Source organism: Amycolatopsis pittospori (assembly GCF_013870525.1).
Taxonomy (GTDB): Bacteria; Actinomycetota; Actinomycetes; order Mycobacteriales; family Pseudonocardiaceae; genus Amycolatopsis; species Amycolatopsis pittospori.
In genome coordinates this window covers 1-21,909 of the sequence record NZ_JACBXD010000016.1, presented here as the reverse complement: position 1 = coordinate 21,909, position 21,909 = coordinate 1, and the positions used below count along the sequence as shown (strand labels likewise).

Genomic DNA, 21,909 nt, shown 5'->3' with positions numbered 1-21,909 from the left:
GAGTCAGATGACGCAGACCGCGCCCGTTCCACCGTGTCAAAGTCCTTTCGCCGGCGGGGAACACCAGCCGGAGGAGAGGGGAAACAGACATGTGCGCTGCCCACAAGACGTCGGCCGGGATCCTGGGTGCGTCGGGACTCGCCCTGGCCGTGATGGTCCTGGCCGGTTGCGCGCCGGACCCGGCACCGCAGGCCGCGCCCGCAGCACCGGCGGCGCCTTCGCCGTCCGTCGCGGATTCCGCCACCACGGTGACCTGGATGAACGGATTCTGCGGCGTCGTCCGGGAATTCATCGACGGCAACAACAAGATGACGGCTGGAGGGGGCGACTCCGTCGAGGCCATCAAGCAGAGCACCAGCGATCAGCTGGGGTACTACAAGACCCTTTTGAGTAAGACGGTCGACGGTCTCACCGCGTTGCCCGCCGGTCCGGTTCCCGCCGGGGAAACCGCGAAGAAGGATTTCCTCGGGAAATACTCCGCGGCCCGCGATAAGGCGGCGAACGCCAAGGCGGATCTGGACGCGTCCGCGAAGAGTGACACGGCGGCGCAGGGCCGTGCTGTCGAAGGGCTCATCGCCGCGCAGAAGGAAGCGCACAGCGCACTCGATCCGGTGAAGGCCGTTCTCGATTCCCCGGAATTGACCAAGGCCGCCGCGACGGCCGAACGCTGCCGCCCCTGAGCGGGGGTGGTGCAGGCCCTTCGGAACACGGAGGGCCTGCACGTTCGCTCAGTTGCCGAGCGTGCCGATGTTCTCGTTCGCGTGCGCGACACCGTATTCCTGGGCGCTGGCTTCCTTGACGAGCTTGCCGTCGACCTCGATGGTCACCTTGATCGAGCCCTTGCCGCTGCCCTGCGCCAGGATGCTCACCATCTGCAGGGCCTCGCCGCCGGACAGCTTGATCGTCTTCTCCCAGGGGAGTTTGACGTTGGCTTCCTGGTTGCTGGTGGTCATTCCATCGGTCGTGTAGGTGATGTTGCCTGCCTTCGCGCCGCCGGTCCCGGTCACCCGGTAGACCACGGTGTGCTCGGCCGCCGCCTGCTGGACGGGCTCCTGCGCGGCGGGCACCCCCGCCTCGTTGCCCAGCGGTGCGCCGGGGGCCGACATCGGTGCCGTGGGCAGCGAGTTCGCGGCATCCACGACGGCCTTGCCGAACACGGCGGTCCACAGAATGCAGATGACCAGGCCGATCGCGGACAGGATGACGCCGGTCAGCGCGAGACCCTTGTTGGTCGCGACACCGCTGCGCGCCCGGGAGAATCCGATCGCGGCCAGAATGAGCCCGACGATGACGAGCGGCCAGGCGATGACGCCGATGAACGGAATCGGGGAGAACAGCAATCCGACGAGGCCGAGAACGAACCCCGCGGTGCCCAATCCGTTACGTGGAGGCGTGCTTACGGGAGCCGCCTGATAGGGGTACGGCGAGGGAGTGGTCACGATGATCCTTTCGCATGTCTTCGCGAGGAGATCGCCGTGATGTATTCCCGTGTTACGTCTCGTCGTACGCGATTTTCGCGCGCTTTGACCCGGTTCGGTGTTACGAAAAGGCGTAACGATCAGGTATCCGCGAATCATTCACTCTCCTCGGTGAGGATTTTGCGGAGTCGCGTCAAAGCGCGGTGCTGGGCCACTCGCACCGCGCCCGCGGTCGAGCCGACGACTCCGGCGGTTTCCTCGGCCGACAAACCGACGACGATGCGCAAGACGACGATCTCGCGCTGTTTGTCGGGCAGGATTCGCAGCAGTTCGCCCATCCGGTCGCTCAATTCGTTGTGCAGGGCGTGTTGTTCCGGGCCGGCGGAATCGGAGACGCCGTCGGGGACCTCGGCGACGGGTTCGGAGCGGTTGCGGGCGGCGGCGCGGCGGGCGTCGGCGACCTTGTGCTGCGCGATGCCGTAGACGAACGCGAGGAACGGGCGTCCTCGCTCGCGATAGGAGGGCAGCGCGCGCAGGATCGCGAGGCACACCTCCTGCGCGACGTCGTCCGCCGACGCGTACGTCCGTTCCTGTCTGCCGATCCGTGAGCGGCAATAGCGGATCACGAGCGGCCGGATCGTGGTCAGCAGATGGTTCAGTGCCCGCGGATCGCCCTGGCCGGCGGCCGCGACGGGCGCGTCGAGGGAGTACCAGTGCGCCTGGCTCACCGGTTCGGGGTCGGCCGCGCCCGGCTTCACGAGGGCGAGATCGCGGATCATGGCGCGGTTCTTGATACGGGCCAGGGTGTCGTCGACGTCGAGGCCCACCCGCAGCGCGTCGACGAAGGCGTCGTTGGCGTCGTGCAGGCGGTCGACGAACTCGGGATCGCTTTCTTCCAGGCGGCTCCGAGCGTGCCGCAAGGTCGCGCTGACCGCTTCGTCCGCGATCCCGAGCACCCCGGCGATCTCGGCGGGGGTGAAGCCGTCCAGTGACCAGGCCATTCCGAGTTGCTGACGCTTCGGGAGGCGCCCCAGCATGGTCAGGACGGACGACGTCTCGTCGGCGAGGGTGGCGAGTTTGTCCTCCCTGGCGACGTCGGTGAACGCCCAGTCCGCGCGGACCGCGGTCTGTTCCTTCGCGCGCCGGTGTCCGACACGGCGGACCCAGGACTTCGGCTGGGTGATGGTCCGCCAGTCCTCGTAGGCGTTCAGCATCGCCTCCGCCGCCGCGTCCCGCGACGGGTCGAGTGCGAAGCCCGCCTTGCACAGGAACCCGGTGAGCAGCGGAAATTCGGCGTGGAAGAACTCGTCGAACTCGTCGTGGCCCATCACCCGCACTCACCGCTCTCAGCCGCCGGACGAGATTGCCCTCACAGGACAGGTGCAGTGAGCGGGCCGCTGAGTGTAACGATCCGGTAAAGGTGGGTCGGTGTCGAGCTTCGCGGTGCGTGCCCGGCCGGATACGCGCGATTCCGGTTGGGAAGTCGTTTGACGGGGAATGGACCATGAGAGGACAAGGAGGTGATAGGAAAATGGAAATGGTGATGACGGGGGACCTGAGCGAGGCCGCTTGCCGCGGTCAGGATCCCGAACTGTTCTTCCCGGTCACCGAGACCGGCCCCGGCGCACGGCAGGTGGCCAGCGCGAAGGCCGTCTGCGCGCGGTGCCCGGTCGCGTCGGCCTGCCTGGCCTACGCCTTGGACAACGGACTCGCCCATGGCGTTTTCGGCGGGCTGACGAGCAGCGAACGGCGCCGTCCGATTCGCGTTCGCGCCGCTGCCTGAAACAGACTGAATCACGCGACCGAATTTCCAGTACGGTTTTCGTGCGCGAAAAAAGAGGGGCCCGGTTCGGCTGAACCGGGCCCCTCTCGTGTGGTGGGTCAGGAGACGGCGTCCACGGCGGTCTCCTCGGCCAGTCGTTCGTTGCCCGACTGGGTCTTCAGTGGGTTGTGCTTGAGGAAGGCGACGGCGACGACCACCAGCAGCGCGATCGGCGCGCTGATCAGGAACAACTCGCTGGTCGCCTCCCCGTAGGCGTCGCGGACCACGGTCGCGACCGGTTCGGGCAGCGTGGCGATGTTCGGCACCGCGCCGCCTTCGCCGCCGCCGGGCAGCGGGCCGAGGCCGTCGGTGATCAGCGCGGTGACCCGGGTGGCGAGTACCGCGCCCAGCGCGCTCACGCCGATCGAACCGCCGAGGCTGCGGAAGAACGACAGGGTGGACGTCGCCGTGCCGAGGTCCTGCGCGTCGACGTCGTTCTGTGCCACCAGCACGAGGTTCTGCATCAGCATGCCGACGCCGACACCCAGGACCACCATGAACGCGCCGAGCACGACCAGGTTCGTCTTCGAGTCGAGCGTGCCCAGCAGGGCCAGGCCCGCGGTCATCAGCGCCGAGCCGAGCAGCAGATGGCTCTTCCACTTGCCGGTCCTGCTGATCAGCTGACCCGAGACCGTCGACGACACGAGGATGCCGAAGATCATCGGCAGGCTCAGCAGACCGGCCACCGTCGGCGACTTGCCGAGCGAGAGCTGGAAGTACTGCGACAGGAACACCGTCCCGCCGAACATCGCGACACCGACGAGGAAACTCGCGAGCGTGGTCAGCGTGATCGTGCGGCTGCGGAACAGCGTCAGCGGCAGGATCGGCTCGGTCACCTTCGACTCGACGTAGACGGCGAGGGCGAGGATCACCACGCCGGCGGTCACCAGGCCGACGGTCCACCAGGAGCCCCAGGCGAACTGGTGCCCAGCCAGCGAGGACCACACCAGCAGCGTCGAGACACCGGCCATGATCAGGAACGCGCCGAGGTAGTCGACCTTCACGTCGCGCCGGATCGTCGGCAGGTTCAGCGTGCGCTGCAGCAGCAGGATCGCGGCGATCGCGAACGGGACGCCGAGGAAGAAGCACCAGCGCCAGCCGAGCCACGAGGTGTCCACCATGACGCCGCCGATCAGCGGGCCCGCGATGGTCCCGACGGCGAAGACGGCACCGAAGATCCCCGAGTACTTACCGAGTTCACGCGGCGAGACGATGGCCGCCATGATCACCTGCGCGAGCGCGGTGAGCCCGCCGGCGCCGATGCCCTGCGCGACCCGGCTGCCGATCAGGAGCTCGATGTTGCCCGCGAAACCGGCGACCAGCGAGCCGACGACGAACAAGCCGAGTGAAAGCTGGATCAGCAGTTTCTTGTTGTACAGGTCGGAAAGCTTGCCCCAGAGCGGCACCGTCGCGGTCATCGCGAGCAGTTCGGTGGTGACCACCCAGGTGTAGGAGGCCTGCGAGCCGCCGAGTTCGGAGACGATCCGCGGCAGCGCGTTCGCGACCACCGTCGAGGCGAGGATGGCGACGAACATGCCCATCATCAGCCCCGACATCGCTTCGAGAACCTGTTTACGGCTCATCGAACCGGCCGAGGCCTCCGGTTCTCGTGGTTCGGTGGTGGATACGGACATGGTCGTCCCCCTTCGTGTTCTGTGGTGCCGGGCGCGTCAGCGCGCGCGGCCGCCGGGCTCCGGGAGCCCGGCGAGAAGCGTTTCCACGGCCTCGTCCAGCAGTTCGAGCGCCGGCGTGCGGCCGTCGTGCTGGTACCAGTGGAGGAGTGCGGCGTTGACCGCGCCGCCGATCGTGGTCAGCAGCAGGGTCGGGTACAGATCGGCCTTGGGGTCGACGCCGGCGCGGCGCGCGATCGCCTCGATCGTCGACGTGGCGGTTTCGTGGTTCATGGCCACCGCGCGCGAATGCAGGCTGGGGTGCTCGTGGATGGCCTTCATCCGGCCGAGCCATTCGTCGCGGTTCTCGTCCACGTGGGCGAGCTCCTCCTTGATCGCGTCGATGAAGGCGCGAGGAGTGCTGATCTCCTTGGGTGTGGCAAGGAATTTCTCGATGATGTGCCGCGACCGCTCGGCGTGGTCGGCATGGCTGATCACCACCGCGTCCTCTTTGGACGCGAAGTAGTTGAAGAAGGTGCGTGGCGAGACCCCCGCCGCCGCGCTGATGTCCTCGACCGTCACGTTGTCCAGACCACGATCGGCGACGAGCCGCACGGCGGTGGTCGCCAGCGCGCGGTGGGTGTCCAGCCGCTTGCGTTCGCGGAGACCTTTGACGGGTTCGGGCATGGGCACCACGATAACGCAAAAAGTGCAGAGACTGCAAAATTGCAGTTTGTGAACCGTGCCACTCGCCGGTGGCGGCGCGCGGCCTGGCAGACTGCGGCGCGTGAGCGGAACGGTGCTGGTACTGGGCGGGCGCAGCGAAATCGGCCTGGCGGTCGCGGAGCGGCTCGCCAAGGGCGGGGCGGGCAAGATCGTGCTGGCCGCGCGGCGGAGCGCGGATCTCGGCGCGGAGTCCGAGCGGCTGCTGGCCGCCGGCGCGAAGGCGGTCGACACGGTCGAGTTCGACGCCGACGACCTCGCCGGGCACGGTCCGTTCCTGGAGAAGGTCGTCGCGGACCACGGGCCGCTGGAGGTCGTCGTCACCGCTTTCGGGATCCTCGGCGACCAGGCGCGCGCCGAAGCGGACGCCGCGCACGCCGTCGCGATCGTGCACACCGACTATGTGGCTCATGTGAGTGTGCTGACCCAGGTGGCCAATGTGCTTCGTGGGCAAGGAAGCGGAAGTCTCGTCGTGTTCTCGTCGGTCGCCGGGGTGCGGGTGCGGCGCGCGAACTATGTCTACGGGTCGGCGAAAGCGGGCCTCGACGGTTTCGCGAGCGGCATGGCCGACGCCCTCCACGGCACCGGCGTGCATCTCCTGCTCGTCCGGCCCGGATTCGTGATCGGCCGGATGACCGAAGGCATGTCGCCCGCGCCGTTCTCGAGTACGCCCGATCAGGTCGCCGACGCGACGGTCTCGGCGCTTCGGAAACGCCGGGATACGGTGTGGGTGCCGGGGTTGCTGAGGCTGGTGTTCTCGGTGATGCGCGTGGTGCCACGCGCGATCTGGCGACGGATGCCCCGGTAGGGGAGCGCAGCGCGAGCGAGTCGGCACACGGTGTCGCGAACGGCTGTCTCCTTGATCACTTTCGCTGGGCCGAACGGGCTTTAAGACCCAGTCATGACAGCTTTCTCAGGTAATTCCCAGCTAACGCGGTGATCCTCGATGTCGGGGGAATCATTCGGAAGCGGGGAGAGGGTCGTGCTGCTCACGTCGCGAGGACGGCGGATCGGCGGCCGCGTCGCAGTGGGTCTGGTGTCGACGGTCGTGCTGGGGGTCACGGGTTACGCGTGGGCCCAGTTGAGCCGTTTGGACGAAGGCATCGTCACGGCCGACGTCATCGCGCCCACGGCCCAGGTCCCCGACGGCCCGGCGGGTGAACCACTGAAGGTGGCGCAGAACATCCTGCTCGTCGGAATCGACTCGCGTACCGACGCCTACGGGAACCCGTTGCCGCAGAACGTCCTCGACGCGTTGCACGCCGGAGCCGGTGACGCCGGCGGTGACACCACCGACACCATGATCGTGGTCCATATCCCGGCCGGCGGTGCGGCGGCCACGGCCATCTCCATCCCGCGCGATTCCTATGTGGACATCGCGGGCGGGCTCGGCAAGCACAAGATCAACTCGGCGTACAGCCGCGGCAAGAACGCCGCGATGAACTCGCTGCGGGCACAGGGGCTGACCGGCGCACAGCTGGAGGTCAAGGCCAACGAAGCGGGTGCCAAACTCACGATCCAGACGATCGAGCAGTTCACCGGCCTTTCCATCAACCACTACGCCGCGGTCAACCTGGCCGGGTTCGCCGCGCTGAGCGAGGCCGTCGGCGGTGTCGAGGTCTGTCTCAAGGAGCCGGTGCAGGACAAGTTCTCCGGGGCCTCGTTCCCGGCGGGCAAGCAGCTGCTCTCCGGGGCGCAGGCGCTCGCCTTCGTACGACAGCGGCACGGACTGCCCAGCGACCTCGACCGCATCGCGCGGCAGCAGGCGTTCCTTTCGAGTATGGCCAAGACGATGCTGGACGCCGGCACGTTCACCGACCCCACGAGGCTGAGCTCCCTGGTCGGCGCGATCCAGGGTTCGGTCGTACTCGACCGCGGCTGGGACGTGGTGAGCTTCGCGCAGCAACTGCGGGGGATGAGCTCGGGCGCGCTGAAGTTCCAGACCATCCCGGTCCAGAGCCTTTCCCTGCCGACGCCCTCCGACGGCGACGCCGTCAAGGTGGATCCGGCGGAGGTCCGGGCGTTCGTGAAGACCGCGCTCACTTCGACGACGGTCGCCGCGGTGGGGGAGCCGACCGGCGGCATCGGGATCAAGCCGGTCGCGGCCACCTCTTCCGTGTCCGCGCCGCCTTCCTCTTCCGCCACGCCTCCGCCGGCCGATGCGCTCCCCGGCTGCGTGAACTGAGGCCGTGAAGGTGAGCTGTCACCGCACTCGCGTGCTCAGGCCCGTATCTCGCGTGCTCAGGTCCGTATCTCGCGTGCTTGAAGACGGAACTCGCGTGCTCGGACTCCGCACACACGAGTGCGGCATCCAGACACGCGAGTCACGGGCCTGAGCACGCGAGTCACGCCTGTACTTCACGACCGGGCATCGACGTCACAGCCAGGCCGCCATCACCACCAGGAGAATGTAGGCGCAGGAGCGACCACGACCCCGACACGGTTGCCTTACCCCTCCATAACCCGAAACGCCACTCACGACCCACTCGCCCCGAGGGTTCCCTGGCCACTCGGGTGCCGGGCCCGGCGTCCGGGCACGTGAGTCCCGCAAAATCCCCAAGATTCTTTTGAACCGCATCGAGTCGCCGTCCGTGTCGGTGGCGTAAGGGAGTTCCAGAAGGCCTGGACGCCAGGGTGCAGGGGAGAAGAGTCGTGTTTCGTAAACGATTTGCGCCGCTCGTCGCCGCCGGTGCGAAGCGTCGGTCCGGCTGGGCGATCGTGGCGAGCGTGTCCCTGTTCCTCACCGGTTGTGCCGCGACAGTAGGGGGAGTGGCACAACCGGTGGACCCCACCCGGGTCGCCGGGCTCGCGATCACCGACGGGCCCAGTGGCCTCAAGCCCGGTGTGCTCGACGCGGGCCTTCCGGTCACCGGCGGGGACGACGGCGAGATCGACCAACTCGCGGCCAACGCCGTCGCCGATGTCCAGCGTTACTGGCAGGAACACCTGCCGGCGGTCTTCAAACGCGAGTTCCGGCCGCTGGCCAACCTCGTTTCCTATGATTCGGCGGGCCGCGGCCGGGTGATCTGCGGGGCGTCCACGGCCGGGCTGGTGAACGCGTTCTACTGTTCGGCGGACGACGTCGTCGCGTGGGATCGCGGCGAATTGCTGCCCATGCTCAACGACTCCATCGGTTCGGCGGCGGTGATGGCCGTGCTCGCCCACGAGATCGGCCACGCCGTCCAGTTCCGGCTGGGCCTGCCGGGGGCCACGCCCTCGATCGTCAAGGAACAACAGGCCGACTGCTACACCGGCTCGTATCTCCGGTGGGTCGCCGAGGGCAAGTCGCCGATGTTCCAGGTGTCGACCGGACGCGGGCTCAACGAAGTGCTCACCGCGTTGTTCCAGATCCGCGACTCGGCCGGCGTCGCCTTCGACGACGACGGTGCTCACGGCAACGCTTTCGACCGCGTTTCCGCGTTCCAGTTCGGCTTCACCGACGGACCGGCCCGGTGCGCGATGATCGACGAGCGGGAGGTCGAGGGCCGCAGCACCCAGGGCGGGTTCGGTTCGGCCGCGGCGAACGAGGAGGCGGCGGCGGTGAACGTCCGGCTCGACGATCGCGATGCCCTGACGGACCTCACCGCCAGTCTCCGGCAGGCTTTCCGGCTCGCGGCGACCCCGCCGACGCTGACCACCGGCGCGGCCTGTGGTGTCACGGTGGAGGACGCTCTGGCGTCCTACTGCTCGGAGTCCAACCAGATCAACCTCGACCTCGACGGTCTCGTCCGTATCGGCACGCCGCCGCGCAGGGGATCCCCGCGAGGCATCGGCGACTTCGCCGCGTTCGCCGAGGTCGCGTCGCGCTACACGCTCGCCGTCCAGCAGGAGGGCGGATTCCGGCTCGACGGCCCGGTGGCCGCGCAGCGCACGGCGTGCCTCACCGGGTTCTGGGCATCGACCATCGTGGACGGTAAACGCGGGTCGCTCACGTTGTCGCCCGGCGACCTCGACGAGGCCGTCGCCGAGATGCTGACGCAGAACAGCCTGATCGCCGCCGACGTCCGCGGCCGGACGCTCCCGGCGGGCTTCGCCAGGGTCGCCGCTTTCCGGGACGGCTTCTCCTCCGGAAACCAGGAGACCTGCGGCGAGAAGTACCGCTAGTCCGTGAAGGCCTCCTTCCCTACCCTCAAGGTAGTGAAGGAGGCCTTCACGGAAGGTCGGTCAGGTCATACGAAGGCGCTCTGGCCGGTGATGGCCTTCCCGACGATCAGGGTGTTCATCTCCCGGGTGCCTTCGAACGAGTAGATCGCCTCGGCGTCGGTGAAGAACCGCATGATGTCGTTGTCCAGCACGATCCCGTTGCCGCCGAAGATCTCGCGGCCCCAAGCGACGACCTCTCGCATCCGCGAGGTCACGAACGCCTTGGCCAGCGACGAGTGCTCGTCCTTGAAGATACCGGCGTCCTGCAACCGGGCGAGCTGCACGAGCATGCCCCACGACGCGGTGATGTTGCCGAGGCTCTTCACCAGCATGTCCTGCACCATCTGGAACCGTGCGATCGGACGGCCGAACTGCTCGCGCTCCTTGGCGTAGTCCAGCGCGAGTTCGTAGGCGCCGATCATCACGCCCAATCCCTGCCAGGCCACGCCACCGCGGGTCGCGCGCAGGATCTCGGCGACGTCGCGGAAGGAGTCGATGCCCTGGAGCCGGTTGGCCTCCGGCACCCGGACGTCGGTGAGGGTGATCTCCGCGTTCTCCACGATCCGGAACGCGAACTTGTTCTCGATCTTGACCGGGACGAATCCGGGAGAGTCCTTCTCGACCACGAAACCCTTGACGTTGTTGTCTTCCTCGTCGCGGGCCCAGACGATGACCAGGTCGGCGAAGGTCGCGTTCCCGATCCACTTCTTGGCGCCGTTCAGGATCCAGGTGTCGCCGTCCCGCTTGGCGGTGGTGCGCATGCCACCCGCGACGTCGGAACCGCCGAGCGGCTCGGTCATCGCGAACGCGCCGATCTTGTCCATCGCCGCCATCGACGGGAGCCAGCGGTCGCGCTGTTCCTGGTCGCCGCCGGAGTAGATGCTGTACATCGCGAGTCCGTTGTGGACACCGAAGAACGTGGCCACGGAAGGGTCCGTGCGGGTCATCTCCATCGCCATCATGCCGCTGAGCAGGTGGCTGGTGGCCGGCAGGTGCTCGCCGTAGCCTTCGTAGGGCAGTCCGGCGAGGCCCTGTTCGCGGAACTTGCCGACGAGCTCGTGCGGGAACTCGCCCTTCGCCCAGTACTCGTTCACGAGCGGCTTGACCTCGGTGCGCATGAAGTCGCGTGCCTTGAGCAGAAGCTTGCGCTCCTCGTCCGGCAGCAGGGCTTCGTAGTCGTAGAAGTCGGCGGTCAGCTGGTCTTCCATCAGTTCTCCTCCTTGACGGCGTTGTCCAGAGCGGACAGCACCGCGAGCTGCTTGCGGTCGCGCGCCTCGGCGAGTTCCGAGTACGTGGAGGAGCCGTAAGCGGATTCCACGGCTTCGATGAGCCGTTCTTGTTCTTCCGGGGTCTGCGAGGGCCGGCCGAGGCCGGCCCACATCTTCTTCATCGACTTGCCGATGTGCTCGGCCATATGCCGGTAGCCACCGGGGCCGCCACCCAGATGCGAGCCGAGGAACGGCCCGACGGTCGACCAGCGGATCCCGAGCGAGTTCGTCATCACGGCGTCCACCTCGGACGGTGAAACGACGCCCTGTTCCACCAGGTAGATCGCCTCGCGGCTCAGCGCGTTCTGCAGCCTGTTGCCGACGAACCCGGGGATCTCCTTGCGCTCCACCACCGGGGTGCGGCCGACGAACCGGTAGAACTCGACGGCGCGGTCCACCGACTCGGCACTCGTGCGCTCACCGGGCACGACCTCGACCAGCGGGATCAGATGCGGCGGGTTGAACGGGTGACCGATCAGGACTCGCGAGGCGTCGTCGAGGTCCGTCGCGAACGCCGTCGAGGGGATCGCCGACGACGAACTGAGCAGCAGCGCGTGCGACGGAGCCTCGCGGACCAGGGTCGCGAACAGGTCCTTCTTGAACTCGACGTCCTCGGGTCCGTTCTCCTGCACGACATCCGCGTGCCGGACGGCCTCGGCGACATCACCGGCGAGGTGGACGCGAGCGGCGAGGTCCGCGGCGTCCCGGCCGAGATGCGGGGCGAACGCCTCCAGGGCGTCGCCGACGGCGTCGGCGAGGTCCGGCCGCAGGTCCGAGACCCGGACGTCCATCCCGTGCGAGGCGAACAACGCCGTCCACGAGAGGCCGATCGTGCCCGCGCCGATCACCGCGGCGGTACGAAAAGTCATGACCGTGCTCCCTTCAGGTAGTCGAAGACCGGCTTGACCGGAGCGAGCGTCAGGTCGGTGAGGATGTGGCTCGCGGAGACGATCTCCAGCACCGGGAGATCGGCGAGCGGTGCCAGGACGTGCTGGAACAGTTGCAGCCGCGCGGGTCCGGTCCACGCCTGGATGATCACCACGTCGGTGATCTCGGTGCGGACCAGTTCGAAGACGCGGGGCGAACCGTCGTAGTCCGGGATGGTCTTGAGCATGAACGTCGGCACGGTGATCTGCGCTTCGGCCTCGCGGACGTCCAGCCGATGGTGCTTGTACCCCATGGTCGCGGTCGCGACGCGCTGGCTGCCGTAGTCGAGCGTGCCGACGAGCGCGCCGTTCTCGGCGAACAGCTTGGGCGAGCCGATGGTCTTCGGGTAGGCGCTGATCTCGCGGCCGGACGCGGTGGCCGGGAAGTTGTCGAGGTACATCGCGTGCAGGTACTCGCCGCGCTCGCCCTCGAAGCTCACCGGGATCGCCTGGCCGGACTCGGTGTAGGGCCCGTAGCCGCTGACGTCGCCCATCTTCATGACCTCGAACCGCACCAACGGCTCGTCGATTTCCAGGGGCTCCGGGACGACGGCGCGCAGGGCGTCGGCGTCGGTGCGATAGACGATGTTCAGGTACTCGCGGTCGGTGAACCGGGGCACCACCGGCGCGTACGCCGGGTTCGTGAGCGGGGTGGTCACGTGCTGGAGAACTTCTTGCTGCTTCATCTCACTCACCAGTCCACTGTGGAGTCCGGCGCTCGGCGAAGGCCTGCATGCCCTCGCGGACGTCGGCGGACTTCATCAGCGCCGGCATCTCCGAACGCTGGGTGGCAAACGCTTGCGCGTCCGGGACGCCGTCGGCGGCGCGGACGATCTTCTTGACCAGGGCCAGCGCCAGGGGAGCGTTGGCGGCGACCTGCTCGGCGAGTTGCAGTGCGACGGCCGCGGCCTCGCCCGCCGGGACGACCCGGTTCACCAGGCCCAGTCGTCCGGCGCGTTCGGCGCCGATCGGCTCGCCGGTGAGCAGGAACTCCATCGCCAGGTGGTGCGGGATCCGCTTCGGCAGCCGGATCACGCCACCGCCGGCGGCGATCAGACCGCGCTTCACCTCGGGCAGCCCGAACTTCGCGTCCTCGGCGGCGACGATCAGGTCGCAGCCCAGCGCCAGTTCGAATCCGCCGCCCATCGCCCAGCCTTCGACGGCGGCGATCAGGGGCTTGGACGACTCGGCCTCGGTCAGCCCGCCGAATCCGCGACCGGGGATCTCGGGCGATTCGCCCTTCAGCGCGGCCTTGAGGTCCATCCCGGCGCTGAACGAGCCGTCCGCGCCGGTCAGGACGCCGGCCCGCAGCGCGGGATCGGTCTCCAGCAGGTCGAGTGCTTCGGCCAGGCCGGCGGCGACGGCGGCGTTCACCGCGTTGCGCGCCCGCGGCCGGTCGATCGTGATCAGCAGCGTGGTGCCGACCCGTTCGGTCCTTACTTCGTTGGTGCTCATGGTTCTTCCTCAGTTCACGGAAGCGAGTTCGCGCAGGACGTCTTCGGTGTCCTGGCCCGGCAGGGGAGCCAGACGCCGCACGGAACCCGGCGTCGCGGAGAACCGCACCGGGATGCCGATGGTGCGGATCGAGCCCTCGCTCGGGTGCTCGACGACGTCGAGCAGGTGGCCGTCGCGGACGTATTCGTCGTCCTGCGCGGTGTCCAGTTCCAGGACCGGGGCCATCGGGATGCTGTGCTTCGCGCAGACCTCGGTCCACTCTTCGGTGGTCAGCGCCGGAGCGCAGCCGGCGATCATCTCCGCCAGTGCCTCGTGGTCGGCGCCGTCGATCGCGTCGCCGTTGACCCGCGGGTCCTCGGCCAGTTCCGGCCGTCCGGCGGCTTGGAAGAAGTCGCGGAAGTTCTGCGGGTTGTAGGGGATCACGCAGGCCATGCCGTCCTTGGTGTGCACGGCCTTGTGCCCCGGGTTCATCGACGGGCCGAAGCCGGTCGGGCTCTCCGCGGGCTCGAAGACGTGCCCGGCCAGGTGCTCGACGAGGTTGAACGCGATCAGCGTGTCGGTCATCGGGATCTCGACCCGCTGGCCCTCACCGGTCTTGTCGCGGTGCACCAGCGCCGCGAGCACCGTGTAGGCGATGGTCAGGGAGGAGACCTTGTCACCGATGATCGTCGGCAGGTAGACCGGCTTGCCCAGTGCGCGGTTCGCGACGTCGACCAGGCCGGACGCGGCCTGCACGGTCTCGTCGTAGGCGGCGTGGCCCGCGCGGTCGGAGTCGCTGCGGAAACCCTGCGCGTGGGCGTAGACCAGGCCGGGGTTGCGCGCGGCGACGTCGGCGTAGTTCATGCCGAGCCTGCTCAGCGCGCCGGGGCGCATGTTCGTGATCAGCACGTCGGCCGTGTCGATCAGTTCGAGCGCCTGCTCGCGCTGCTCCTCGTCCTTCAGGTTGAGGGCGACGCTGCGCTTGTTGCGGTTCACGTTCAGGTTGAGCGGCGTCATCCCCGGCGTCGTCCGGAACCTGCCCACCCGCACGGTGTCCGCGGGGGACTCGATCTTGATCACGTCGGCACCGAGGTCGCCCAGGATCTGCGCCGCGTACGGGCCCATGACCACCGTCGAGAGGTCGATCACGCGAACGCCGTCCAGTGGTCCGGTGGCGGTCTGAGTCATTTCGCTTCCCTTCGCCGTTGTTCGCTCTACAACCGAAGTTAGGCGCGGATACCGGGAAAGGGAATGATCAAGAAACGCGGAATGGTATGACCGCGGCGGTCATACCATTCTTGTGTCCGAATTGGGAGCTTAGGTCGAAAGTGGTTCGGCGAAGATCTCGCGGACGCCCTCGACCAGCTCGGCGAGGTCGCCGTCCTCGGCTCTGTCACGTCGCCAGACCAGGGCTGTTTCCAGCTGGGGCCGGAAATCCGCGAACGGCAGGATGGTCGCGCCGTCGACGAGGAACAGATGCATCGGACTGGCCGGATCGAGCATGGTGATCGAGAACGACGACCCGTTGGCCACCAGTTCCGAGATGCCCGAATATTCGGTTCCGCCGACTTTGAGTCGTTTCTTGATTCCCGCGTTCGACAATTTCCGGTCCATATCGTCCGAATAGGCCGGGATGCTTTCCGAAGCGGAAGCGATGTAGGACAGGTCACTCAATTCGGCGATGTCCACCGTTTCCCGTCCGGCGAACCGGTCGGCGGGCACGACCGCGCCGAGCCGCTCGACCTGCACCGGGATCATCTCCAGGGCGGGATCGGTCACCGGCATCCGCACCAGCGACAACGCGAGCTTGCCCTCGTGTACCCCGGCGACCAGATCGGGTGTCGTCCCGGGCCAGCGTTTGAGTTCGAACCGGTCGTGACAGCGTTCTTCGAGGCGTTTGACGCGTTCCCGCAAGGCGGGGTGCACCCCGGCGGGCATCCCGATGAACACGGTGCTCCGCCGTGGTTTCACTGCTTCCCGCAACCGCCAGGGAATGGCGTTGACCTGTTCGAGGACGTCCTTCGCGATCGGCAGCAGCGCGGATCCGGCCGCGGTGAGCGTGACGTGATGCGTACTGCGGTCGAACAGCCGGTGGCCGAGTTCGTGTTCGAGATCCTTGATGCGCTGGCTCAGGGGAGAGGCGGCCATATGCAGCTTCCTGGCCGCCTGGGAGAAGTTCAGCTCCTCGGCGACGGCCACGAAATACCGCAGGTGCAACATCTCCACGTGATCACCCTAACCGGAACGTGACGGTGAACGCGGCTCCGCCTTCCGGCGCCGGACCGGCGGTCAGTGTCCCGCCCATGCGGGTGACCAGGCCGTGGGCCAGTGCGAGCCCGATCCCCGAACCGACGGGACGGCTGTCGCGGTACCGCTTGTTCAGCACGCCGCGTTCGAACGCGACCGGGTAGTCCTCCGGTGCCAGGCCGGGACCGCCGTCCCGCACCGCGAGCTGCGCCTGTCCCTCGAAGGCCGCCAGGGAGAACACGATCGGCGCACCCGCCGGGGTCACCCGAAGGGCGTTCTCGGCCAGTCCGTCGATCACCTGGCGAAGCCGCCGCGGATCGGCGATGACCGGAACCTCGCCGCGAGGTCGCTCGACCAGCAGCGTCACGTTCTGCTGAGCGCAGCGCAGCCGCCAGACGTCGGCGCATTCGTCGACGAGCGCGGCCAGATCGAGCCGCGTGGGGTCGAGGCGGAATTCGTCGGCGCCGAGCCTCGCCAGCTCCAGCAGGTCGCTGACCAGGCGTTCCAGCCGGACGGCTTCGCGATGGATGGTCTCCCCGGCGCGCCGTGCGTCTTCGCCTTCGGCCACGCCGTCGCTGATCGCCTCGGCGAACCCGGTGACGGCCGTCAGGGGCGTCCGCAGCTCATGTGACACCGAAAGCAGGAACTCGCGTTGCCGTGATTCGCTGTAGTGCAGCGCGTCGGCCAGGCTGTTGACCGACTCCGCGACGTCCGCGACCTCGGACGGACCTTCGACCGGAACGCGCAGGTCACGGCGTCCGGAGCGCATCCCCTTCGCCACCGACGCCGCTCGCCGCAGCGGCCGGGACAGCATCCGGCTCAGCACCAGCCCGGCGATCGCGGCGACCGTCAGCCCCGCGCCGAGGGCGAGCAGGATGTTCCGGACCAGCGTCCGGCCCCGCGCCTCGCCGGTCTCCGTCGACTGGACCAGCGCGAACGCGGCACCGCGTTGTCCGACGGTGCGGACCTCGACGAGGTACTGCCGGCCCTCCACGAGGACGGTGTCGGACCCCGTGCGCGTGAGCCCCGCGCGGGAAGCGGCGATCGCGGCGACCGTCCCGGCGCCGTCGAGTGTGCCGTTCGGACGGCGGACGACGACGTCGATCCCTTGTCCCCGCACGACTTCGGCGACCTTGCCCACACCGAGCCGGTTCCCGATCCCGGTCTCGTCGAGCTGGCTCGCGACCACGTCGGCCTGCGCCGAGAGCGACTGCCGGAGCACGTCGGTCCCGGCGGTGCGGATCAGCCTGGCCGCGACCAGACCGGCCACCACCACCGCGACCGCGGCGATCGCGAGGCACACCACGGTGATCCGCAGCGCGAGCGAGGTCCGCCTCATCCGGCGTCCGCCGCGTACCCGATGCCGCGGACCGTCCTGATCGGACTGTGCCCGCCCAGTTTCCCGCGCAGCTGGGCGATGTGGACGTCGACGGTCCGCGTGCCCGCGGACGCCGCGTACCCCCAGACCGAACTGAGCAGCTGCTCGCGGCTGAAGACCTGGCCGGGTCGCCGCACGAGGTGGGTGAGCAGGTCGAATTCGGTCGAGGTCAGTGCTATTTCGGCGTCGGCGGCCCAAACTCGGCGCTGGGTGACGTCGATACGGACACCGCCCGCCGCGTAGGTCTCGGCGGGCGGTGCGGCGCCGGCGGCGCGACGCAGGACCGTCCGCACCCTGGCGGAGAGTTCACGCGGGCTGAACGGTTTCGTCAGGTAGTCGTCCGCGCCGATCTCCAGGCCCAGCAGGCGATCCAGTTCGTCGTCGCGCGCCGTCACGAACAGCACCGGCGTCCAGTCGCCGTCCGCGCGCAGCGTCCGGCAGATCTCGATACCGTCCATTCCGGACAGTCCGATGTCGAGGACGATCGCCACCGGGCGGAGCCGCCGGATCGTCGCCAGCGCCGCGCCGCCGTCCGCCTCGACCCGCACGCCGAACCCGTCCCGCTTCAGGTAGAGCGAAGCGAGTTCGGCGATCGCGGGGTCGTCCTCGACGACCAGTACCAGTCCGCGTCCCGGTTGCGTCGTCACCGCCCGATCCTGTCACGGGGCCGGGTCGCCGGCCATTTCCTGCTCGATCGAATCCAGGGTGCGCTGGATGTCGCTCAGATCGCCGGGCGCCGAGGCCGGATCCGGCGGCGGGCTCGACGCCTCCTCGCCGTCGCAGGCTGCCGTGCCGAACAAGGCCAGCGTGGTCAGGGCGGCGGCCACCCAGCGTTTCACTTGCCCGCCTTGCAGTGCGCGCCGGTGAACGAGTCCAGCTTCTGCTTCGCCGCGGCGAGTTCGGGGAGGTGTCCGCTGCGCTTGTCGGCGCGTTTCTGGAGCTTGTCGGCGAAGTCGTTGTGGTTCTTCTTGCGCTGGTCCTCAGCCCGGGCCTTGAGGTTCGCCACCGAACCACGGATCTCGGGGCCGCCGTTGATGCGTTCGGTGAGCTTCGCGGTGCGCTTGGTGAGCTTGGGCAGCCAGTCGGCGCACAGCAGCTGGGACTCCTCCGGGCTCAGGGTGATCGGGCCCGGTGCGGGCGGCGGGGTGCTCTGGGCCGAGGCGGCCGGGGCGAGGGCGACGAGGCCGGCCGCGGTGAGGCAGGCGGCGATGGTGTGTTTCAGCATGCGAAGAGCGTCGCGTGGGCAGATACGGGGAATGTGGGGGCGATGTTCGGGTTTTGTAAGCGATACTCGCCGGATGGGGCTGAGGACTTTGACCGCCACCGTCGTGGCGATGCTGCTGGCGGCCGCCGTGCCGGCGACCGCCGCGGAACCCGCGTTCGTCCTGACCGGCGGTGTCAGCGCGCCGGTGTTCTCCTACGAGAAGGCCATCCGGGAGACCGCCTGGGTGGAGACCGGTCAGGACCTCGACCGCGACGGACAGGTCGACCGGGTCGCCGCCGACATCATCCGCCCGGCGGAACTCGCCGCGGGCGTTCCGGTGATCATGGACGTCAGCCCGTACTTCGAGAAGATCGGGCGCGGCAACGAGCGCCAGCCGAAGACCTACCTCCCCGACGGCACGCCGTCGCGGTTCCCGCTCTTCTACGACAACTACTTCGTCCCGCGCGGCTACGCGGTCGTACTGGTCGACGTCGGGGGCACCAACCGCTCGTCCGGTTGCTTCGACGACGTCGCGTCGGGGAACGGGGTCGTGAACTGGCTCAACGGGCGCGCTCGAGCGTTCCGGACGCCGTTCGGGGGCGAGCCGATCCGCGCGGGCTGGGCCGGCGGTTCGGTGGGCGCGATCGGGAAGTCGCAGGACGGGGCGACGGCGATCGGGATGGCGGCGTCCGGGATCGACGGGCTGAAGACCATCGTGCCGATCGCCGGGGTCAGTTCCTACTACGAGGTGCACAACTCGCACGGTGCGTACTTCGGCTGGGCGGGCGGCCCGGATCTGTACAACGAACGGGCGATGAAGCTGTGCCGGCCGTTCGAAGAGGACAAGGCCCGTCAGGCGGGAACGGACGGGAACTTCAACGAGTACTGGCGCGGGCTGGACTACGTCGCGAAGACGGGCAAGGTACGCGCAAGCGTTTTCGCGTCGATGGGCTTCCACGATCTCAACGTCAACCCGATCCAGCTCGGTCCCTGGTGGGAGGCACTGAACACGAACGGCGTGCCGCGCAAGGCGTGGCTGCATCAGGCGGCGCACGTCGACCCGTTCGACCTGGACCGTTCGCTGTTCGTGAAGACGCTGCACCGCTGGTTCGACCGGTGGTTGCTCGGCGTCCGCAACGGCGTCGAGACCGAACCGGCGATCCGGATCGAGCACACCCCGGACCGCTGGACCGACGAACGCCGCTGGCCGCCGGCGGGCACGCGTCCGCACACCCTGTGGCCCGCCGGGGACGGCGGGTTGGGAAGCCGCCCTGCCTCTGGTGCGGCTTCGCTGACCGACGATCCCGCGCGCGGTGCGTCGCACTGGGTCGAGAACCCGTCGCAGGCCAGCCCGGAACGGCTCGTCTTCGCCGGTGAACCGATGCGCGCGGACACCCGGATCGCCGGGACCGCCACGGTGACGGTGACCGCCCGCTCGGACAAGCCGAGCGCGCGGCTCGGCGCGGTGCTGGTCGACTACGGTCCCGCGACCGTCCGGAACACGAAGTTCCCCGCCCTGGGCATCAAGGACCTGACGACCCGCTCCTGCTGGGGCGCGGGAACGGCCGCCGACACCGGCTGCTTCCTCGACACCGCCGTCGATCCGGCCACTGTGGACAAGCGGATCGTGGCGACCGGCTGGGCCGACCTCGGCCACCACCGGTCACTGTGGCGGGGTGAACCCTTGGTCCCCGGCAAGGCGTACACGATGACGTTCCGGCTGAGCAGCCTCGACCACGTCGTCCCGGCCGGGCACCGCCTGGCGCTCGTCCTCGGTGGCACCGACGCCGACATGTTCGACCCGGCCCTGCCCGCTCCCGGCGCCCGGGTGACCTTCGACCTGGGCCGGACTTCGCTGTCCGTGCCCGTCGCTCCCCGCGTTTAGTCCTCTGGATGCGATCGTTCGCCGTCGAACTACCGCATTCAGAGGACTGAACGCGGTGGGGAGCGCGCCTCGCGAGGCGCCCCATAAAGTAGGCACATGGCCGCACCACGACGCACGCAGGAGGAACGCAGCGCCGCGATGCGCGTCAGGCTGCTCGACGCGACGATCGACTGCCTCGTCGAATACGGCTACGCGGGCACCACGACGACCCGTGTCGCGGACCGCGCCGGGGTGACCCGGGGTGCGCAGGTGCACCATTTCCCGACCAAGACCGACCTCGTCACCTCCGCGATCCGGCATCTCGCGGCCAAACGCACCGAGGTCGCGATGGCCGAGATCGACCGGCTCAAGGCGTCGGCCGACCCGGTCGGCGACGCGTTGCAACTGATGTGGGAGATGCACCAGGGCCCGGTCTTCTCGGCGACCGTGGAGCTGTGGGTGGCCTCGCGCACGGACCCGGAACTGCGTGCGCAGATGGCGGTGGTCGAGCCGATCGCGACGAGCAGCCTGGTCGAGTTCGGCAAGGCGCTGCTGCCGGACCACGCTCCGCATCCGGAATTCCTGCACGCGGTGTACACGGCGATGGACGTCGTCCGCGGCATCCTCATCGCCAGCTGGGCGACCCGTGACCAGGCCGATCTCGAAGCGCGCTGGGAGCGCGGCCGCCGTCACCTGATCCTGCTGTTCGAAGCGCTGATGCAACCCGCTCCCTCTCGTTAGGCGTGTTACTCTCCCTGGGAGAGTGAGGAGGTCACGTGCTCGGAAACCCGTACGACCCCGACTGCCCGACCCGCGCGCTGCTCGATCGCATCGGCGACCAGTGGACCGTGCTCATCGTCGGCGTGCTCGGCGACGGCCCGCTCCGGTTCACCGAGATCGGCAAACGCGTCCGCGGCATCTCGCAGAAGGTCCTCACCCAGACGCTGCGCAGCCTCGTCCGCGACGGCATCCTGACGCGCACCGCGTACCCGGAGATCCCGCCGCACGTCGAGTACGAGCTGACCGCGCTCGGCCGCAACCTCGCCGAACCGCTGGAGATGCTGGACCGGTGGGCCCGCGTCCACATGGGCGAGGTCCTCGACTCACGCAAGGTCTACGACGGGCAGCTCAGCGCTTGACCAGCCCGGCTTCGTGCGCCAGCAGACCCGCCTGGGTCCGGTTCGCGCAGTCCAGTTTGACCAGCATCCGCGACACGTAGCTCTTCACCGTCGCCTCCGCCAGGTGCAGGCGTGCGGCGATGTCCGCATTGGACAGTCCCTCGCCGAGACAGGCCAGGACGTCCGTCTCCCGCTCGGTGAGGCCTTCGGTCTTCCGGCGCGCGTCGTCCCCGCGACGGCGTCCGTCGGACGACATCGCCACCAGCCGTTGCGCGGCTTCGGGCGAGAGCACCGTATGCCCGTCGGCCGCGACGCGGACCAGGCCGATCAGGTCCTCCGGAGGCGTCGACTTCACCAGGAATCCCGCCGCGCCCGCCCGCAGCGCGCGGATGACGTAGGTGTCGGCGTCGAACGTCGTCAGCGCGACGACCGCGGGCGGCTCCGGGAGTTTCGCGATCCGCTCGATGGCGGTCAGCCCGTCGACACCCGGCATCCGCAGGTCCATCAGCACCACCCGCGGCCGGTGCCGGACCACCGCTTCGACCGCCTCGGCGCCGTCCTGTGCCTGCGCCACGACCTCGATGTCGTCCGCGGAACCGAGGATCGTCCGCAGATGCGCGCAGACCATCGGTTCGTCGTCGACGACGACCACCCGGATCACCCGGTCTCGCCTTCCGTAGTCGGGACGTAGGCGGGAAGTATCGCATCGACCCGGTAGCCGCCGCCCGGCCGCGGGCCCGCGTCGAACCGCCCG

23 protein-coding genes are annotated in these 21,909 nt (G+C 68.7%); 8 read left to right on the top strand and 15 right to left on the bottom strand.

Features of this window, described 5'->3' with window-relative positions; genetic code table 11:
• Nucleotides 1-89: 89 nt before the first annotated feature.
• On the top strand, nt 90-680 hold the full coding sequence (locus H5J31_RS11690) for a hypothetical protein (RefSeq protein WP_181772538.1): 591 nt from the start codon (nt 90-92) through the stop codon (nt 678-680).
• Between the two features lie 48 nt (nt 681-728).
• Here H5J31_RS11690 and H5J31_RS11685 read toward each other — a convergent pair whose 3' ends face one another.
• Together H5J31_RS11685 and shbA are read right to left on the bottom strand one after the other, a co-directional pair.
• A complete protein-coding gene (locus H5J31_RS11685) occupies nt 729-1,439 on the bottom strand; it encodes a DUF4190 domain-containing protein (RefSeq protein ID WP_181772537.1) in 711 nt (236 codons plus the stop codon).
• 134 nt (nt 1,440-1,573) lie between these two features.
• The gene (shbA, locus tag H5J31_RS40410; RefSeq protein ID WP_328701461.1) at nt 1,574-2,746 is read right to left on the bottom strand and encodes an RNA polymerase sigma factor ShbA; all 1,173 of its coding nucleotides are present in this window, start codon (nt 2,744-2,746) and stop codon (nt 1,574-1,576) included.
• Nucleotides 2,747-2,949: 203 nt separating this feature from the next.
• Between shbA and H5J31_RS11675 the strand changes: the two genes are divergently transcribed.
• The gene (locus H5J31_RS11675; protein ID WP_181772536.1) at nt 2,950-3,201 is read left to right on the top strand and encodes a WhiB family transcriptional regulator; all 252 of its coding nucleotides are present in this window, start codon (nt 2,950-2,952) and stop codon (nt 3,199-3,201) included.
• 98 nt (nt 3,202-3,299) lie between these two features.
• Here the strand turns inward: H5J31_RS11675 and H5J31_RS11670 are convergent, their stop codons facing one another.
• Nucleotides 3,300-4,874: an MDR family MFS transporter gene (locus tag H5J31_RS11670; protein WP_181772535.1), complete on the bottom strand. Its 1,575-nt coding sequence runs from the start codon at nt 4,872-4,874 to the stop codon at nt 3,300-3,302.
• 36 nt (nt 4,875-4,910) lie between these two features.
• Entirely contained in the window at nt 4,911-5,537 is a 627-nt protein-coding gene (locus tag H5J31_RS11665; protein ID WP_181772534.1) for a TetR/AcrR family transcriptional regulator, read from the bottom strand.
• A 100-nt stretch (nt 5,538-5,637) separates the two neighbouring features.
• Between H5J31_RS11665 and H5J31_RS11660 the strand changes: the two genes are divergently transcribed.
• The 3 genes from H5J31_RS11660 (at nt 5,638) to H5J31_RS11650 (ending at nt 9,677) form a co-directional block, all read left to right on the top strand.
• Entirely contained in the window at nt 5,638-6,381 is a 744-nt protein-coding gene (locus tag H5J31_RS11660; protein ID WP_181772533.1) for an SDR family NAD(P)-dependent oxidoreductase, read from the top strand.
• A gap of 174 nt (nt 6,382-6,555) precedes the next feature.
• Nucleotides 6,556-7,758, top strand: a complete 1,203-nt coding sequence (locus H5J31_RS11655) for an LCP family protein (protein WP_181772532.1) — start codon at nt 6,556-6,558, stop codon at nt 7,756-7,758.
• Nucleotides 7,759-8,342: 584 nt separating this feature from the next.
• On the top strand, nt 8,343-9,677 hold the full coding sequence (locus tag H5J31_RS11650; RefSeq protein ID WP_328701456.1) for a neutral zinc metallopeptidase: 1,335 nt from the start codon (nt 8,343-8,345) through the stop codon (nt 9,675-9,677).
• A gap of 65 nt (nt 9,678-9,742) precedes the next feature.
• Here the strand turns inward: H5J31_RS11650 and H5J31_RS11645 are convergent, their stop codons facing one another.
• The 10 genes from H5J31_RS11645 to H5J31_RS11600 form a co-directional block, all read right to left on the bottom strand.
• Nucleotides 9,743-10,924 carry an acyl-CoA dehydrogenase family protein gene (locus H5J31_RS11645; RefSeq protein ID WP_181772530.1) on the bottom strand — a complete coding sequence of 394 codons (1,182 nt, stop codon included), beginning with the start codon at nt 10,922-10,924 and terminating at the stop codon, nt 9,743-9,745.
• Complete coding sequence (locus H5J31_RS11640; protein WP_181772529.1) at nt 10,924-11,853, bottom strand: 3-hydroxyacyl-CoA dehydrogenase NAD-binding domain-containing protein; 930 nt, start codon at nt 11,851-11,853, stop codon at nt 10,924-10,926. Before H5J31_RS11640 ends, H5J31_RS11645 begins: the two co-directional genes overlap by 1 nt.
• Nucleotides 11,850-12,596: an acetoacetate decarboxylase gene (locus tag H5J31_RS11635; RefSeq protein WP_181772528.1), complete on the bottom strand. Its 747-nt coding sequence runs from the start codon at nt 12,594-12,596 to the stop codon at nt 11,850-11,852. The genes H5J31_RS11640 and H5J31_RS11635 overlap by 4 nt, the downstream gene beginning before the upstream one ends.
• 1 nt (nt 12,597) lies before the next feature.
• Nucleotides 12,598-13,365, bottom strand: coding sequence for a crotonase/enoyl-CoA hydratase family protein (locus tag H5J31_RS11630; protein ID WP_181772527.1), 768 nt, complete (start codon nt 13,363-13,365; stop codon nt 12,598-12,600).
• Between the two features lie 9 nt (nt 13,366-13,374).
• Complete coding sequence (locus H5J31_RS11625; protein ID WP_181772526.1) at nt 13,375-14,532, bottom strand: CaiB/BaiF CoA transferase family protein; 1,158 nt, start codon at nt 14,530-14,532, stop codon at nt 13,375-13,377.
• A 129-nt stretch (nt 14,533-14,661) separates the two neighbouring features.
• On the bottom strand, nt 14,662-15,570 hold the full coding sequence (locus H5J31_RS11620; RefSeq protein ID WP_181772525.1) for a LysR family transcriptional regulator: 909 nt from the start codon (nt 15,568-15,570) through the stop codon (nt 14,662-14,664).
• 4 nt (nt 15,571-15,574) lie between these two features.
• Entirely contained in the window at nt 15,575-16,930 is a 1,356-nt protein-coding gene (locus H5J31_RS11615; protein WP_181772524.1) for a sensor histidine kinase, read from the bottom strand.
• Nucleotides 16,927-17,616 carry a response regulator gene (locus H5J31_RS11610; RefSeq protein ID WP_181772523.1) on the bottom strand — a complete coding sequence of 230 codons (690 nt, stop codon included), beginning with the start codon at nt 17,614-17,616 and terminating at the stop codon, nt 16,927-16,929. Before H5J31_RS11610 ends, H5J31_RS11615 begins: the two co-directional genes overlap by 4 nt.
• Before the next feature lie 12 nt (nt 17,617-17,628).
• A complete protein-coding gene (locus H5J31_RS11605) occupies nt 17,629-17,808 on the bottom strand; it encodes a hypothetical protein (RefSeq protein WP_181772522.1) in 180 nt (59 codons plus the stop codon).
• Nucleotides 17,805-18,194 carry a hypothetical protein gene (locus H5J31_RS11600; protein WP_181772521.1) on the bottom strand — a complete coding sequence of 130 codons (390 nt, stop codon included), beginning with the start codon at nt 18,192-18,194 and terminating at the stop codon, nt 17,805-17,807. The genes H5J31_RS11605 and H5J31_RS11600 overlap by 4 nt, the downstream gene beginning before the upstream one ends.
• 73 nt (nt 18,195-18,267) lie before the next feature.
• Here H5J31_RS11600 and H5J31_RS11595 point away from each other — a divergent pair, with 73 nt between their 5' ends.
• From H5J31_RS11595 to H5J31_RS11585, 3 genes are all read left to right on the top strand, one after another.
• The gene (locus H5J31_RS11595) at nt 18,268-20,058 is read left to right on the top strand and encodes a CocE/NonD family hydrolase (protein WP_181772520.1); all 1,791 of its coding nucleotides are present in this window, start codon (nt 18,268-18,270) and stop codon (nt 20,056-20,058) included.
• A gap of 138 nt (nt 20,059-20,196) precedes the next feature.
• The gene (locus H5J31_RS11590; protein ID WP_181772636.1) at nt 20,197-20,778 is read left to right on the top strand and encodes a TetR/AcrR family transcriptional regulator; all 582 of its coding nucleotides are present in this window, start codon (nt 20,197-20,199) and stop codon (nt 20,776-20,778) included.
• 35 nt (nt 20,779-20,813) lie between these two features.
• The gene (locus tag H5J31_RS11585) at nt 20,814-21,176 is read left to right on the top strand and encodes a winged helix-turn-helix transcriptional regulator (RefSeq protein ID WP_181772519.1); all 363 of its coding nucleotides are present in this window, start codon (nt 20,814-20,816) and stop codon (nt 21,174-21,176) included.
• On the opposite strand, the gene H5J31_RS11580 is transcribed toward H5J31_RS11585, so the two are convergent.
• The gene (locus tag H5J31_RS11580; protein WP_181772518.1) at nt 21,166-21,816 is read right to left on the bottom strand and encodes a response regulator transcription factor; all 651 of its coding nucleotides are present in this window, start codon (nt 21,814-21,816) and stop codon (nt 21,166-21,168) included. The two genes, H5J31_RS11585 and H5J31_RS11580, sit on opposite strands and share 11 nt — an antisense overlap.
• Nucleotides 21,817-21,909: the final 93 nt, after the last annotated feature.